The 14,633-nt window shown below is 59.6% G+C and carries 14 protein-coding genes; 3 read left to right on the plus strand and 11 right to left on the minus strand.

All coding sequences use genetic code 11. From position 1 onward, the window contains the following. Positions 1-8 precede the first annotated feature (8 nt). Positions 9-473: a PA2169 family four-helix-bundle protein gene (locus J3P95_RS19300; RefSeq protein WP_434558329.1), complete on the minus strand. Its 465-nt coding sequence runs from the start codon at positions 471-473 to the stop codon at positions 9-11. 204 nt (positions 474-677) lie between these two features. On the opposite strand from J3P95_RS19300, the gene J3P95_RS19305 reads away from it, so the two are divergent. Next, positions 678-914 (plus strand): DUF3820 family protein, encoded by a 237-nt coding sequence (locus tag J3P95_RS19305; protein ID WP_434580051.1) that lies wholly within the window; start codon positions 678-680, stop codon positions 912-914. 28 nt (positions 915-942) lie between these two features. Further along, positions 943-2,130 (plus strand): aminotransferase class V-fold PLP-dependent enzyme, encoded by a 1,188-nt coding sequence (locus J3P95_RS19310; protein ID WP_434580049.1) that lies wholly within the window; start codon positions 943-945, stop codon positions 2,128-2,130. A gap of 90 nt (positions 2,131-2,220) precedes the next feature. On the opposite strand, the gene J3P95_RS19315 is transcribed toward J3P95_RS19310, so the two are convergent. From J3P95_RS19315 to zwf, 3 genes are read right to left on the minus strand one after another with little or no spacing between them, the layout of a single operon-like run. Then, positions 2,221-2,886 (minus strand): bifunctional 4-hydroxy-2-oxoglutarate aldolase/2-dehydro-3-deoxy-phosphogluconate aldolase, encoded by a 666-nt coding sequence (locus tag J3P95_RS19315; protein ID WP_186613569.1) that lies wholly within the window; start codon positions 2,884-2,886, stop codon positions 2,221-2,223. Positions 2,887-2,903: 17 nt separating this feature from the next. After that, positions 2,904-3,617, minus strand: a complete 714-nt coding sequence (pgl, locus tag J3P95_RS19320) for a 6-phosphogluconolactonase (RefSeq protein WP_434580047.1) — start codon at positions 3,615-3,617, stop codon at positions 2,904-2,906. Further along, a complete protein-coding gene (zwf, locus tag J3P95_RS19325; RefSeq protein WP_434580045.1) occupies positions 3,604-5,076 on the minus strand; it encodes a glucose-6-phosphate dehydrogenase in 1,473 nt (490 codons plus the stop codon). The genes pgl and zwf overlap by 14 nt, the downstream gene beginning before the upstream one ends. Before the next feature lie 196 nt (positions 5,077-5,272). Between zwf and J3P95_RS19330 the strand changes: the two genes are divergently transcribed. Continuing rightward, positions 5,273-6,133 (plus strand): MurR/RpiR family transcriptional regulator, encoded by an 861-nt coding sequence (locus J3P95_RS19330; RefSeq protein WP_171061416.1) that lies wholly within the window; start codon positions 5,273-5,275, stop codon positions 6,131-6,133. Positions 6,134-6,219: 86 nt separating this feature from the next. Here J3P95_RS19330 and J3P95_RS19335 read toward each other — a convergent pair whose 3' ends face one another. The 7 genes from J3P95_RS19335 to J3P95_RS19365 form a co-directional block, all read right to left on the minus strand. Next, a complete protein-coding gene (locus J3P95_RS19335) occupies positions 6,220-7,074 on the minus strand; it encodes a D-hexose-6-phosphate mutarotase (protein ID WP_434558334.1) in 855 nt (284 codons plus the stop codon). 282 nt (positions 7,075-7,356) lie between these two features. Next, positions 7,357-8,703: a carbohydrate porin gene (locus J3P95_RS19340; protein ID WP_434558335.1), complete on the minus strand. Its 1,347-nt coding sequence runs from the start codon at positions 8,701-8,703 to the stop codon at positions 7,357-7,359. Positions 8,704-8,833: 130 nt separating this feature from the next. Then, on the minus strand, positions 8,834-9,994 hold the full coding sequence (locus tag J3P95_RS19345; protein WP_434580043.1) for an ABC transporter ATP-binding protein: 1,161 nt from the start codon (positions 9,992-9,994) through the stop codon (positions 8,834-8,836). 2 nt (positions 9,995-9,996) lie between these two features. After that, positions 9,997-10,842, minus strand: coding sequence for a carbohydrate ABC transporter permease (locus tag J3P95_RS19350; RefSeq protein WP_186635327.1), 846 nt, complete (start codon positions 10,840-10,842; stop codon positions 9,997-9,999). Further along, positions 10,835-11,743: a carbohydrate ABC transporter permease gene (locus J3P95_RS19355; RefSeq protein WP_030139360.1), complete on the minus strand. Its 909-nt coding sequence runs from the start codon at positions 11,741-11,743 to the stop codon at positions 10,835-10,837. The genes J3P95_RS19350 and J3P95_RS19355 overlap by 8 nt, the downstream gene beginning before the upstream one ends. Before the next feature lie 114 nt (positions 11,744-11,857). Further along, positions 11,858-13,159, minus strand: a complete 1,302-nt coding sequence (locus J3P95_RS19360; RefSeq protein WP_434558338.1) for an ABC transporter substrate-binding protein — start codon at positions 13,157-13,159, stop codon at positions 11,858-11,860. 116 nt (positions 13,160-13,275) lie between these two features. Beyond that, a complete protein-coding gene (locus J3P95_RS19365) occupies positions 13,276-14,535 on the minus strand; it encodes an AGE family epimerase/isomerase (RefSeq protein WP_434580041.1) in 1,260 nt (419 codons plus the stop codon). Between the last annotated feature and the right edge of the window lie 98 nt (positions 14,536-14,633).

A 14,633-nucleotide genomic window follows, 5' to 3' on the forward strand; every position in this document is an offset into this window, starting at 1 on the left:
CACGAGTATTAGCTGGCGCGTGCCTGGTTACGCAGGGCCTTGACTTGGTCATGGTTGCGTTGCACGCCGTGGTACTGGCGTTCCACCAGGTCACGAATGCCCACTAGGTTGTGCTTGTTGATTTTCTCGATGGCTTCCTTGTAAGCCTTCAGTGCGTGGTCCTCGCCGCGCTCGGCTTCGTTGAGCACCGCCTCTTCATCCTTGCCGGTGAACATCGCTTTCACGTCTACCCAACGGCGATGCAGGTCACCGGCAACGCTGGTAGAAGTTTCCGGATCGCCACCCAGGGAGCGGACAGCAGCTTGAAGTTCGGCCGCGGCGGTTGCGCAATCGGCGGCGCGTTTAACGAACAAAGCCTTGAGTTCTGGGTGCTTGATGTCTTCAGCGCAGGTCTTGAATCCTTCCTGGCCATCCTTGCTGGTCTCGATCAGGTCGTTCAAGACAGAGATGGATTCTTTATTGATGTCAGTCATTTTTCAGTTCCTTTGCTTGGTGAATAAAAACCTGCAAGGAATATTGCATCGGTCGTGCCAGCCCTTAATTATAAAAAATACGTTTAAATTCAATCATTTATTTACACGGAAAGAATCTGTATCCGCGTTATTTGCATGATCTGTCATTTGGCCTGCATGCAGAATGCCTGTATTTTGCCGATGGTCCCGAACAAGACAATTGCCATGAATCCAGAAAAGCTCGAACTGTTGGTAACGCGCCAAATGCCCTTCGGTAAATACAAGGGGCGAATCCTTGCCGACCTGCCTGGCCAGTACTTGAACTGGTTCGCCCGGGAGGGTTTCCCCAAGGGCGAACTGGGCGGTTTGCTGGCACTGATGCAGGAGATCGACCACAACGGTTTGTCAGGCCTGCTGGACCCGCTGCGGGCTAAACATGGCTTGCCTAAACCTCGCCACTGACCGCTGCCATTGATTGATTGAGCCCGCCATGCCCGAAAATACGCTACGCGCCCACGATGAACGCTTCTGGGAAACCTTTGTCGATCGGTACGATGTCGATGCCGGCGGGCCGCTCAATCTTGAAAATGGCTACTTCGGGCGGATGTCGCGCACCGTGGTCGAGGAGTACCAACGCAACATCGAGTTCGTCAACCGCGGCAATTCGTTTTACGTGCGCCAGGATTTTGATCGGGAACATGGCGAGGCGATTCGTCTCCAGGTGGCTAAACTGATCCATGTCCCCCCGTCTACCGTGGCGCTGGCCACCAGCGCCGTGGACGCCTTGCAAAGGCTGATTCGTAATTACAACGGTCTCAAGCCGGGCGATCAGGTCTTGATAAGCGATGTCGAATACGAGTCGGTCAAGAGTGCGATGCGCTGGCTGGCCCGCCAACGCGGGGCGGAGGTCATTGAACTGGTCCACCCGCACCCCGCCAGTTTCGACAGCCTGGTTGGCACGTATCGAGAAACCTTCATTCGGTATCCCCGCCTCAAGCTGATGCCACTCACCTATGTCAATCACCTGACCGGTCTGGTGATGCCGGTCCAGGCCATTGCCGAGGCGGCTCGGGAGTTCGATGTCGACATCATTCTCGATGGCGCCCACGCCTTGGGTCAGATCGAATTCGACTTGAAGAAACTCGGTATTGAGTTCGCCGGGTTCAACTTGCAGAAGTGGATTGGTGGCCCCTTGGCCCTGGGCTTTCTCTATATCGCGCCACAGCGGCTGGCCGACATCGACCCGGACATGGACGAAGCCACCTATCCCGCCGCCGACATACGCTCACGCACGCCACACAGCACGCCCAACATCCCGGCCCTGCTGACGCTGCCACTGGTGTTTGAAGAACACCGTGCCTTGGGTGGCGCATCGGCCAAAGGCGCACGGCTGCGCTACTTGCGGGATATGTGGGTGAGCGCGGTGCGCGATGTGCCTGGCATCGAAGTCATGACACCGGACGACCGTCGTCTTTATTGCGGCATCACCTCGATGCGGTTTACCGCCCAAAGTGACCAGCAGACCATGGCTGATCGACTGCTCGACGACTATGGGATTTTTACCGTGGTGCGCAAGACCAGCGCTGGGGCGTGCATTCGCATTACGCCCGGGTTGATTACCTTGGGCCGTGATATCGAGCGTTTGACTGAGGCGCTGATTAACCTGAGCAGTACATAACCCGTGGCGAAATAACAGGCAAAAAAAAACGGCGCGCCGACCAAGCGCACCGTAAAGCCGTAGAACATCCAACGAAGTTTGGTAAGACAATCAGTCCAGTAGCGCCAGCGCCTCGGCGGTGCATTCCTGGATACGGGCCCAGTCGCCGTTCTTGATCCACTCCGGATCGAGCATCCAGCTGCCGCCCACGCACATCACGTTTTTCAACGCCATGTAGCTTTTGATGTTGGCCGGGCTCACGCCGCCGGTCGGGCAGAATTTCACTTCGCCAAACGGTCCGCCCAAGGCCTTGATAGCGGCAACGCCGCCGCTGACTTCGGCCGGGAACAACTTGAAGCGGCGATAGCCCAAGCCGTAGCCTTCCATGATGCCCGAGGCGTTACTGATCCCGGGCAGCAATGGGATCGGGCTCTGGACGCTCGCTTCCAGCAAATCCCGGGTGATGCCTGGGGTCACGATGAATTGCGAACCGGCCGCCTCAGCGGCAGCAAGCATATGGCGGTCGAGCACCGTGCCAGCGCCAGTCACCAACTCCGGGCGCTGCTCGCGCAGCACCTGGATGGCCTTGAGCCCGTACTGCGAACGCAAGGTCACTTCCAGTGCCGTCAGGCCACCGGCGGCCAAGGCATCGGCCAATGGCAGGATGTCTTGTTCACGGGCGATGGTTATCACCGGCAGGATTCTCGCCTTGGCGCAGAGGCTGTCGATCAGCGTCACTTTGTCCGCCATGGAAACGGTAGGGGATGGGTTTTTCATAGCGGCTGATCCTTGGTTCATGGGCACCAGTAAATCTCTAACGTAGGTTGCAGAAACGCGCGGATCGGCATTGCGGCGACGTCGTCACCGGCCACCGCGGCGTTCAGGGTGGTCAATTTCGATTGACCGGAAATCGCCAGCACCTTGTGTTTCGCCGAAGCCAGCAAGGCGCGGCTCATGGTCAGGCGTTGGTGCGGCACGGTCGGTGCGAGCATTGGCCAGCAACGGCGAGCACCTTGTTCGTCCAGGGCCTCGGCCAGGTTCGGGCTGTCGGGAAACAACGAGGCGGTGTGCCCGTCATCGCCCATCCCCAGCACCAGCACGTCGATAGGCGGCAACTCGGCCAGCAGGCGATCGGCCTGTTCGGCCGCCGCTTCCAAGTTCGCGCTGGGGTTGTACAGGCTCAGGAACTGCGCCTTGGCCGCCGCGCCCTGGAGCAGATACCGCTTGAGCAGACCGGCATTGCTGTCGGTATGTTCAACCGGCACCCAGCGCTCGTCCGCCAGGCTCACCACCACTTTCGACCAATCCAGCGCTTGCTTGGACAGGTGCTGGAAAAACGCCACCGGGCTGCGACCGCCCGAGACCACCAAGGTGGCCGCGCCATTGCCATCGATCGCCGCGCGCAATTGCTCGGCAACGTTCAGCGCCAGGCTTTCAGCCAGCATCACCGGGTTCTTGAACGCCAGGGCAGTAACGCCCTGGGGCAGTTTCACTTCAGATATCGCCATACCATGACCTCCCATCCCGCGTGATCAGTGCAATGGAGCTCATCGGCCCCCACGACCCAGCGGCATACGGCTTGGGCGCATCGCCAGACTTCTTCCATCCGGCGATCAACTGGTCACACCACGTCCACGCGGCTTCAATTTCATCTTTACGGACAAACAGGTTCTGATTGCCGTTCATGACTTCCAGCAACAACCGCTCGTAGGCATCGGGAATCCGTGCGCTGCGATAAGTGTCTGAAAAGTTGAGTTGCAATGGACCGCTGCGCAATTGCATGCCCTTGTCCAGGCCTTGCTCCTTGGTCATCACTCGCAAGGAAATCCCTTCGTCCGGTTGCAGGCGGATGATCAGCTTGTTGCTGATCTGCAGGCGCTGCTCGGGGGCGAAGATGTAGTGCGACGGTTCCTTGAAGTGAATGACAATCTGCGACAGCTTCTGCGGCATGCGCTTGCCGGTGCGCAGGTAAAACGGCACCCCAGCCCAACGCCAGTTGCGGATGTCGGCGCGCAGGGCGACGAACGTCTCGGTGTCGCTCTGGGTATTGGAATTGGGTTCTTCCAGGTAACCCGGGACGGCCTTGCCCTCGGCGTGGCCGGCAATGTACTGGCCGCGCACTACTTGGGTGGTCAAGCCTTCCGGACTGATCGGCGCCAGGGCCTTGAGCACCTTGACCTTCTCGTCGCGGATGCTGTCGGCGGACAGGTCGGCCGGCGGGTCCATGGCAATCAGGCACAGCAACTGCAGCAGGTGATTCTGGATCATGTCGCGCAGTTGGCCGGCCTTGTCGAAATAACCCCAACGGCCTTCGATACCGACCTTCTCGGCCACGGTGATTTCCACGTGGGAAATGTAATTCTGGTTCCACTGGGTTTCGAACAGGCTGTTGGCGAACCGCAGCGCGATCAGGTTCTGGACCGTCTCTTTGCCCAGGTAATGGTCGATACGATAGGTGCGGTTTTCCGGGAAGAATTGCGCCACGGCGTCGTTGACCTTGCGCGACGATTCCAGGTCCGAGCCGATGGGTTTTTCCAGCACGACGCGGGTGTTTTCGCTCAAGCCGACTTTCGCCAGGTTTTCGCAGATAGCACCGTAGACCGCCGCCGGGGTGGCGAAATAGGCGATGACCTGTTGTGGGGTCTGGCCGACCTGCTCAGCGAGCGCAACGTAGTCGTCGGCCTTGAGGAAATCCACATGCAGGTAAGTCAACCGCCCCAGGAAGCGTTCGATCACGGCTTCGTCGAGGTCTTTATCGCCCACATAACGGCGCAGCTCCGTGGTGATGAATGCCAAGTGCTGCTGCTCGCTGCCGGGTTCACGGGCCAGCGCGAAGATTCGCGTGTCCTCATGCAGCAGGCCGGCGCCATCGAGCTGATAAAGGGCAGGAAACAGCTTGCGCAACGCCAGGTCGCCCAGCGCGCCGAACAAGGCAAAAGTGCACGGTTCAACCGTAATCGAATGCATGATGTTTGTTCTTTTATCAAGTTAAGCTACAAATACCTTTTTTCAAGGTATCACTCAAGGAAAAATGTAGTAATAACCACAACATTTTCCGAAAATACCGATTCCGAGTGGTGGTCCGTCGGAGCCATCAGTAGGATAGGCCACCGCAAAGGGTCGTATCAAAGACCCGTCTCTCTAGGAATCTTGTATGGACCGCGTGCGAAATCTACTGGAGCAAATCCAGAGTCGCCTGGAAGACCTGAACAAGGCCGAACGCAAGGTGGCCGAAGTGATCCTGCTCAACCCGCAGCAGGCTACCCGTTTCAGCATCGCCGCCCTCGCCCAGGCGGCTTCGGTCAGCGAGCCGACCGTCAACCGCTTCTGCCGCTCCTTCGGCGTCAGCGGCTACCCGGAACTCAAGCTGCAACTGGCCCAGAGCCTGGCCAGCGGCGCGGCCTATGTCAGTCGTGCCGTGGAGGCCGATGACAACCCGGAAGCCTACACCCGGAAAATCTTCGGCAGTGCCATTGCCTCATTGGACAGCGCCTGCCAGGCCCTTGATCCCAATTTGATCAGTCGCGCGGTGGATCTGTTGATCCAGGCTCGCCAGATCCACTTCTTCGGCCTCGGCGCCTCGGCCCCTGTGGCGCTGGATGCCCAGCACAAGTTTTTTCGCTTCAACCTGGCGGTGACCGCCCACGCCGATGTGCTGATGCAACGCATGATCGCGTCGGTGGCCCATACCGGCGAACTGTTCGTGATCATTTCCTACACCGGGCGTACCCGCGAGCTGGTGGAAGTGGCGCGCATTGCCCGGGAAAACGGTGCATCGGTGCTCGGCCTGACCGCCGAGGGCTCGCCGCTGGCCAAGGCGAGCACCTTGAGCCTGAACATCCCGCTGCCGGAAGACACCGACATCTACATGCCGATGACTTCGCGCATCATCCAACTCACCGTGCTGGACGTGCTGGCCACCGGCATGACTTTGCGCCGAGGCGTGGACTTCCAGCCGCACCTGCGCAAGATCAAGGAAAGCCTGAACGCCAGCCGGTATCCAGTGGGGGATGAGTTCAACTGACCATCCTGATCGTTCCCACGCTCTGCGTCGGACGCGGAGCGTCCGTAGAGGCATTCCCACGCAGAGCGTGGGACCGATCATCTGACCTAAACTCCCGCCCGCGCCTGCAAACTCAAATGCGCCTGCTCCCCGGGTGCCAGGCATAGGCTCTCGGTGCCGCCACTGGCCGCTTCGACGCAAACGAACTCACTGACTTCATCCCAGCTCACCCCCAGCAATGGCCTGGCACCCGGGTGCCACACCACCGTGTCGGCGCTATCACCGGTATCGATGCACAATTCGCGCTGCCAGGCGTGATCCTTGAGCTGCAATTCTCCCTCATGCTGGAACACCCGCTGACACCCACCATCGACTCGCAACTCGCCTTCCTGCTGGCAAACCGCACGGTTCAACTGGTCGTAACCGTGCGCGCCTTCGAGCCCAGACAGCGCTACCTCGCCGACGTCACCAATACGCCAATAGGCATGCAAGGCTTGGCTCAACTGGCAAGGCAAGCTGTCGTGATGCTCGGTGCTCAAGCGCAGCTCCATGTGCTCGCCCAGGTCGGCATGCAGGTCTACTTGCCAGTCACACAGTTGCAATTGCCAATGCAGGTGGACGCCCTGCTCGTCGCTGCTGCTGTCCAGCAATTTCCAATCGATCAGCCGCGCCCAACCATGGGAGGGCCAAGCGTTTTCGCTTGGATGCCGGCCATACCATGGCCAACACACCGGCACCCCGCCCCGAATCGCCCCGACCTGTGGCCACCTGGCCGCGCACCACAACCACGGTTTTTGCCCGCGCGGCTGGAAGTGCAACAGTTGCGCGCCCTGGCGACTGAACACCGCCTGGCACAAGGGGTGGTCGATCACCAGCACATCGCGCTGCTGATAACGCTCCCACGCAAACACCGGACGCTCGCGCAAGGATCTGAAAAAGCGTTGTAGCGGATGCTCATGCATGGGTCGCGGTCCTGGAAATCATTCGATATTCAACGGTGTACGACGCGTTTTTTGTGGCGAGGGAGCTTGCTCCCGCTCGGCTGCGAAGCAGTCGTAAACGAGGCAACTGTGATCTGGCTGAAGCATCGCAGTGAATGGCTTTGGGGTCGCTTCGCAACCCAGCGGGAGCAAGCTCCCTCGCCACGGGTTCTGCACACAACCAAACGCACTCCGCAAAAAAAAGCGGACAGCCTTGGCTGTCCGCAAATATGCGCACATAGAGAGGAGCTTATCGCAACAGCGTTAGAACACCGACTGAATTTTCAGACCGGCCACCAGCGCGTCATCGACTTCATTGACACCGCCTGGGTGAGTCACGTATTGCAAGTTAGGACGCACGGTCAGCCAGTTGGTGACATGGAAGCCATAGTTGATTTCATAGTTGTACTCAGTGCTGCGCAACGGCGAGAACAGCGGATTGTCGTAATCGCTTACACCATTGGCAACGTTGGTCAGCTCGGCGTTTTTCTTCACGTCTTCGTTGACATGGATGCGCGAGAAACCGATCCCGACGTCGTCTTTAGGACGCGCATCGAACGGCCCCTTGTACACAAACATCAGCGACTGATAGTTGTCGACGACGTTGGTCTCCTTGTCATGGAAGGTGGCGTTGGCCGCGATGTTCAGGCCGCGCGTAGCGTCACCGTTGTGGTCGGTGAGCTGCTGCTGCAGGACGAACCAGTAGCCGTCCTTGCTGCTGTGGCTGCGGTAGGCGTTACGGGTGGTCGCGGCGTCATTGCCATTGTCGTCTTCGCGGACGTCATCAGCCTTAGCGGTGCTTTTGTAGTAACCGACACGGTACTCGCCCGGCAAGTTGTTGATCTTCGGCGACCAGACCAATTCGACCGGAATCAAGGTGCCCTGGGTGCCGCTGCCGCTGAGCTTGTAGCGGTTGTTGTTTTCCAGCTGCGAAGGGTTCTGGTTGTAGGCGCCGATTTGCGCATACAGCTCAGGCGTGATGTTGTATTTGAACCGGATAGCTGCCTGCATGATTGGCCAGTTGTACCAGATGCCGGTGGCCCAGTTGCCTGCCTGGGAACCGCAGAAGGCCAGGTTCTGGAACTCGCAAGGGAAGGTGTTGAAGTCTTCGCCCACGCCGTAGTAACCGGCTTTGACATCCAGCTTGCTGTCGAAGTATTTCTGCTTGATCCACAGCTGGGTCAGACGGGTAGTCTGTCCGCGACCCCAGACTTCCTGGGAGGAGCTGAGGGTGCCGGCACGCGGATCACCGATACGGTCGTTGGAGATGTTGCGACCATCCCGGCGGGTGAATTGGATCTTGGCTTCCGTTTCATTCCAGCCCAGCAGTTTTTCCAGGTCCAGGGCTACGCCCAAGCCAAACTGTTGGGACCAACGCGCGGTCTTGTCATCGTTGTAGCCGCCGTCGAGGTTGGCACCCATCTCACCGACGAAGTCAGCCTTGATGTCGATACCTTGCTCGATCAGCTTGGTCCGCTCACCGCCCCAGTCGCCCGTCATCCACTTCGAGTCGGCACTGAACGCGTCGGCAGCATGGGCGCTACCGGCCAGCATCATCGCCGCAACGGCTGACAACTGGCAGATAAGCTGGGCATTGTTCTTCTTCTTCATCCCTACATCCTCGTCTTTATTGTTATTAACTGTTTTTATCTAACGCGGTTTACAACGATTGCGACGAGAGGTCCCCCACTCGCCGCAGACTCCTGTCGAGAGCGATCAAGCCCGCTCCGCCTTCTATTACTCATCGGCCTTTGAACTGCGCGACATTGTCGGTTCGGGCTTGCGCTTGTGGGTGGCCGGCCACGCCCAGGCGCTCGCCAGACTTGGCATCGAACAGCAGCACTTTCGATGGGTCGAATTGCAGCGTCAGGGTTTCGCCCGGCGCTGGCGCAACGTCCGGTGCGAGGCGGCAGCAGACCTTGGTGTCGTTGAGGTTGACGAACACCAGGGTGTCCGGACCGGTGGGCTCGGTGACCTGGACTTCTGCCCGAATGGTCGGCAAACCGTTCGGCTCATTTGCGGCCAGCACGATCTGCTCCGGGCGCAGGCCAAGGATGACTTCGCGATCTTCGAGGCCGGCGTCTTGCATGCCCATCGGCAACTCGCAACGGGCCTGACCGCTGTCGAGCAAAGCCAACAGGCGACCGTCCTTGCGTTGCAGGCGCAGGGGAATGAAGTTCATCGGTGGAGAACCAATGAAACTCGCCACGAACAGGTTGGCCGGGTTGTTGTAGATATCTTTTGGCGTGCCGAACTGCTGGATGATGCCGTCCTTCATTACCGCCACCTTATCGCCCAGGGTCATGGCTTCGATCTGGTCGTGAGTCACGTAGACCGTGGTGGTTTTCAGGCGCTGGTGCATCAGTTTCATTTCGGTACGCATCTCGACCCGCAGCTTGGCGTCGAGGTTGGACAGCGGTTCGTCGAACAGGTAAATCTTCGGCCGCCGCGCCAGGGCCCGGCCCATGGCAACGCGCTGTTGCTGGCCGCCGGAGAGCTGGCCGGGCTTGCGGTTCAGCAGGTGTTCGATCTGCAACAGCTTGGCAACACGCGCGACTTCTTCGTTGATGTCCGCCTGTTTCATCTTGCGAATCTTCAGGCCGAACTCGATGTTCTCGCGCACGCTCATGGTCGGGTACAGCGCGTAGGACTGGAACACCATGGCGATGTCACGATCCTTGGGGCTCATGCCGCTGACGTCCTGGTCGCCGATCATGATCGCACCGCCGGTGATGGTCTCCAGGCCGGCGATGCAGTTCATCAGTGTGGATTTGCCGCAGCCCGAAGGGCCGACCAGGATCAGGAACTCACCCTCCTTGATCGACAATTGGATGTCTTTCAAGGTGTCGGGCAGGCCCGCGCCATAGGTCTTGTTTACGTTGCGAAGTTCAAGCGTAGCCATGATTACCCCTTGACCGCGCCAGCCGTGAGGCCGCGCACGAAATACTTGCCTGCGATCACATAGACCAGCAGGGTTGGCAACCCGGCGATCATCGCCGCCGCCATATCCACGTTATATTCCTTGGCCCCGGTGCTGGTGTTGACCAGGTTGTTCAGTGCCACCGTAATGGGCTGGGAGTCACCGCTGGAGAACACCACGCCAAACAGGAAGTCGTTCCAGATCTGGGTGAACTGCCAGATCAGGCAGACCATGATGATCGGCGTCGACATCGGCAGGATGATCCGGCGGAAGATCGTGAAGAAGCCCGCACCATCCAGCCGTGCGGCCTTCACCAGCGCGTCCGGTATGCTCACGTAGTAGTTACGGAAAAACAGCGTGGTGAATGCCAGCCCGTAGACCACGTGGACAAACACCAGGCCAGTGGTGGTGCTGGCCAGGCCCATCTTGCCGAGGGTGAACGAGGCCGGCAGCAGCACGGTCTGGAACGGCAGGAAGCAGCCGAACAGCAACAAGCCGAAAAACAGCTGCGAACCGCGGAAGCGCCACATCGACAACACGTAGCCGTTCAACGCGCCGATGGCGGTGGAAATCAGTACGGCCGGAACGGTGATCTTGATCGAGTTCCAGAAGTAGCCATTGACCGTGGCCCAGGCCTTGACCCAGCCGATACCACTGACCACGGTCGGCCAGCTCAACAGGTTGCCGGTGCTGATGTCTTCCGGCGTCTTGAAGCTGGTCAACAGCATGACCACCAGCGGCACCAGGTAAAGTAATACCGCGACGATCAGCACCGCGTAGATCGCGATGCGGCTCAGGCTGATGGAGGGTTTGGCAGCGAGACTAGTCATGACGCTTGGCCCTCAGCTCGGAATACAGGTAAGGCACGATGATCGCGAGAATCGCACCGAGCATCAGGATGGCACTGGCCGAGCCCATGCCCATCTGGCCGCGACTGAATGTGAAGGAATACATGAACATGGCGGGCAGGTCCGAGGAGTAGCCTGGTCCACCGGCCGTCATGGCCGCTACCAGGTCGAAACTCTTGATCGCGATGTGCGCCAGGATCATCACGGCGCTGAAGAACACCGGACGCAGGCTCGGCAACACCACTTTCCAGTAGATGCGCGGCATGCTCGCGCCGTCGATCTGCGCGGCGCGGATGATCGATTGATCGACACCCCGCAAGCCGGCCAGGAACATCGCCATGATGAAGCCCGACGCCTGCCATACGGCAGCGATAACCAGGCAATACACCACACGATCAGGGTCGATCAGCCAGTCCAGGCGGAAGCCTTCCCAACCCCAGTCGCGCAACAATTTGTCCAGGCCCATGCCTGGGTTGAGCAGCCATTTCCAAGCGGTACCGGTAACGATCATCGAGAGCGCCATCGGGTACAGGTAAATGGTGCGGATAAAGCCTTCGCGACGGATACGCTGGTCAAGAAACACCGCCAGCAGCACGCCAATCACCAGGGTGATGCCGATGAACATGCCGCCGAAGACCGCGAGGTTCTTGCTCGCCACCCACCAGCGGTCGTTGTCCCACAGCCGCGCGTATTGCGCCAGGCCCGCCCACTTGTAGGTCGGCAGGAAGGTCGAGGTGGTGAACGACAGGACGAACGTCCACAAGATGTAGCCATAGAAGCCCACCAGCACGATGAACATGCTCGGCGCCAGCACCAGTTTTGGTAGCCAGCGCTGCAATGCATCGAACGGCGAGGCCTTGCTGAACACAGCAACAGAACTCATGGGGAAATCCAAGACAGAGAATAGGGACTAAGAGCAGCTATAAGCTGCAAGCTGCAAGCTGCAAGCTGCAAGCTAAAGCCGGTGCACGCTTGTAGCTTGTAGCTTGCAGCTGCCTTACTTGGCCGACTGAACCGCTGCGCCAAGCTTCTTGGCGGCATCGGCAGGGTCGGCTTTCGGGTCGTTGATGTAGTTCGTCACCACGTCAAAGAACGCGCCCTGTACCGCCAGCGTGGTCGCCATGTTGTGCGCCATGCTTGGTTGCAGTCCGCCGGACTTGGCGTCCGCCAGGAAGTCCTTGGCAGCGGTCTGGGCGCAGGAGTCGAACCCGTACTTGGCCATGTCGCCCAGCATGTCGTTGCGCACCGGGATCGAGCCCTTGTTGATGCTGAAGACTTTCTGGAAGTTCTCACCCAGCACGACTTTGGCGATATCTTTCTGGCCGGCCGCGGTGCCTTCGTCTTTCTGCTTGAACACCGCCAAGGAGTCGATGTTGTAGGTGAAGGCCTTGTCGGTACCCGGGAAGGCTACGCATTCGTAGTCCTTGCCGGCGACTTTCTTCGCGGCAGTCCATTCGCTCTTGGCCCAGTCACCCATGATTTGCATGCCGGCCTTGCCATTGATGACCTTGGCCGCTTCCAGGTTCCAGTCCTGACCCTTGCCATCAGGATCCATGTAGGTCGCGACTTTCTTCAGCTCGGTCAACGCCTTGACCATTTCCGGACCGGTCAGCGCCTTGTTGTCCAGGTCAACCAGTGCCTTCTTGTAGCCATCGGCGCCCATGACCGAAAGCACCACGGCTTCGAACACGGTGCTGTCCTGCCAAGGTTGACCACCGTGGGCCAGGGGAATGAAGCCCGCGGCCTTGAGCTTGTCGCCGGCTGCGTAGAATTCTTCAAGGGTGGTCGGGTTCTTGGTGATGCCGGCTTTCTTGAAGACTTCCGGGTTGATCCACAGCCAGTTGACGCGGTGGATGTTCACCGGCACGGCCACGTAGTCACCCTCGTACTTCACGGTATCGGAGACTTTCTTGTCGAGCAGGCTGTCCCACTTCTCTTCCTTGGCGACGTCTTTCAGGACGTCGGTGTCGAGCAGGCCTGTAGTCGCCCATTCCTGGATGTCCGGGCCTTTGATCTGGGCCACGCCTGGCGGGTTGCCGGCCACGGCGCGGCTCTTGAGCACGGTCATGGCAGTGGAGCCGCCACCGCCGGCGACAGCGCCGTCCTTCCAGGTAAAGCCGTCTTTTTCTACTTGCGCCTTGAGCACATCGACCGCGGCTTTTTCACCACCCGACGTCCACCAATGGACGACTTCCACGGAACCTTTCGATTCGGCGGCGAGTGCGCTGACAGGGAATGCTGCGGCGGGAAGCAAGGAAGCAAGAGAAATGACAGTAGCGAGGCGAGAAATCGCATTCATCTAGAAGTACCTTTCTTGTTGTTATGCATGCAAGTCTGGTGCTTGCGCTGCATGGATTCTAATCAGGGGATATCCCTTCGCAGGTAACGAAGGGACGCGTGTATGTCACGACATGGTTACACAGGCGCAGGATCAGACAACCGCGCCAGGGCTGATGCCATGCTGGGTGCCAACGGAAGACGAGGTATCAGCACCGCCTGCCAGGCGTGATAAAGGTCCGGTTTACCCGGCCAAATGTCAGCGCTGGGGCGGTTTTGCGGATCGAGTTCGTGATGCCAGCTACCGTTGCAACGGTCGATGAAATGTTTGTCACAAAACTCCCAAAAGCGCCGGTACCAGGTCTCGTACTGGACCTCGTCGGTGCGTTTGAGCAAGGCACTGGCCGCCGCTGCCGCTTCGGCATGCACCCAGTGCAGGCGATGGCGAACCACGGCGCGGTTGTCCCAATCCAGCGTGTAGACAATTCCCGGGGCCCCATCGACATCCCAGCCGTGGCGGCAATTCTGGTCGAAGAGTTTCTGCGCATCCTGGGCCAGCCAGCCCGGCGTCAGCATGCCAATCTGGACGCGCGCGGCTTCAAGGTGCAGCAGTAGCCGCGCCCACTCAAAGCCATGGCCCGGCGTGGTGCCGTAAGGGCGAAACCCATCGGCGGGATTGTCGTGGTTGTACTCGCGCAGCGGCTGCCAGTCGCGGTCGAAATGCTCCACGACCCTGTAGTCGTTGGCAGCTGCATGGCCGTGAATGACCCGTTCGACGATGCGCAGCGCACGCGCCAGCCAACGCGGATCGTCGGTGACATCGGCCAAGGCGAGGAATGCTTCGGTGGCGTGCATGTTGCTGTTGGCGCCCCGGTAGGCTTCTTCTCCACTCCAGTCGCGGTTGAAGGACTCGCGCATGGCGCCCTCTTCTTCGCACCAGAAATGCTCGTCGATGACCCGCACCGCTTCTTTGAGCAATGCCTCGGCGCCGGGCCGTTGGGCCACCACCGCAGAGCTGGCAGCCAAGGCAACGAAGGCGTGCAGGTAAGCGGCTTTGCCGGCGTCGTTTTCATCGGGATTGGCCGTGGCGAACCAGCCCCCCTGCTCGGCGTCGCGCAGCGGCCCTGCGAGGGACTGGACGCCATGATCGACCAACTCGGCAAACCCCGGCAGGCCCTGGATGTGGGCCATGGCGAAGCTATGAGTCATGCGCGCGGTGTTCATGGTTTCGGCCCGCGCATCGGCCGGTAGGCGACCCAGCTCATCCAGGTTGCCGAAGCCGGCCGGCAGCCGCGAGGCCTTGGCGAACGCCAGCAGGCGCAAGCCTTCGGCGGCGAGCCATTGCTGGTGGGCTGGTGCATTCAGCCAACTGCTGAACGCCGGTTGGAAGGTGTCCATCAAGGTCCCTTTTTTGTTGTTCTGACCCGGGGAGTCTAAACAAGGGAAGGCAAGCGACAGGTAACGAAAGGGACGAGTTATGTCACCAATCCGTGACA

It is taken from the genome of Pseudomonas sp. Z5-35 (genome assembly GCF_051131945.1).
GTDB classification, from domain to species: Bacteria; Pseudomonadota; Gammaproteobacteria; order Pseudomonadales; family Pseudomonadaceae; genus Aquipseudomonas; species Aquipseudomonas marvdashtae.

Bases quoted from the DNA above. Each gene is read 5' to 3' on its own strand.
- J3P95_RS19340 (WP_434558335.1), bottom strand. From the start codon at position 8,703: ATGAAGAAGAAGAACAATGCCCAGCTTATCTGCCAGTTGTCAGCCGTT.
- J3P95_RS19335 (WP_434558334.1), bottom strand. From the start codon at position 7,074: ATGCATGAGCATCCGCTACAACGCTTTTTCAGATCCTTGCGCGAGCGT.
- pgl (WP_434580047.1), bottom strand. From the start codon at position 3,617: ATGGCGATATCTGAAGTGAAACTGCCCCAGGGCGTTACTGCCCTGGCG.
- J3P95_RS19360 (WP_434558338.1), bottom strand. From the start codon at position 13,159: ATGAATGCGATTTCTCGCCTCGCTACTGTCATTTCTCTTGCTTCCTTG.
- zwf (WP_434580045.1), bottom strand. From the start codon at position 5,076: ATGCATTCGATTACGGTTGAACCGTGCACTTTTGCCTTGTTCGGCGCG.
- J3P95_RS19345 (WP_434580043.1), bottom strand. From the start codon at position 9,994: ATGGCTACGCTTGAACTTCGCAACGTAAACAAGACCTATGGCGCGGGC.
- J3P95_RS19355 (WP_030139360.1), bottom strand. From the start codon at position 11,743: ATGAGTTCTGTTGCTGTGTTCAGCAAGGCCTCGCCGTTCGATGCATTG.
- J3P95_RS19300 (WP_434558329.1), bottom strand. From the start codon at position 473: ATGACTGACATCAATAAAGAATCCATCTCTGTCTTGAACGACCTGATC.
- J3P95_RS19305 (WP_434580051.1), top strand. From the start codon at position 678: ATGAATCCAGAAAAGCTCGAACTGTTGGTAACGCGCCAAATGCCCTTC.
- J3P95_RS19310 (WP_434580049.1), top strand. From the start codon at position 943: ATGCCCGAAAATACGCTACGCGCCCACGATGAACGCTTCTGGGAAACC.
- J3P95_RS19350 (WP_186635327.1), bottom strand. From the start codon at position 10,842: ATGACTAGTCTCGCTGCCAAACCCTCCATCAGCCTGAGCCGCATCGCG.
- J3P95_RS19365 (WP_434580041.1), bottom strand. From the start codon at position 14,535: ATGGACACCTTCCAACCGGCGTTCAGCAGTTGGCTGAATGCACCAGCC.
- J3P95_RS19315 (WP_186613569.1), bottom strand. From the start codon at position 2,886: ATGAAAAACCCATCCCCTACCGTTTCCATGGCGGACAAAGTGACGCTG.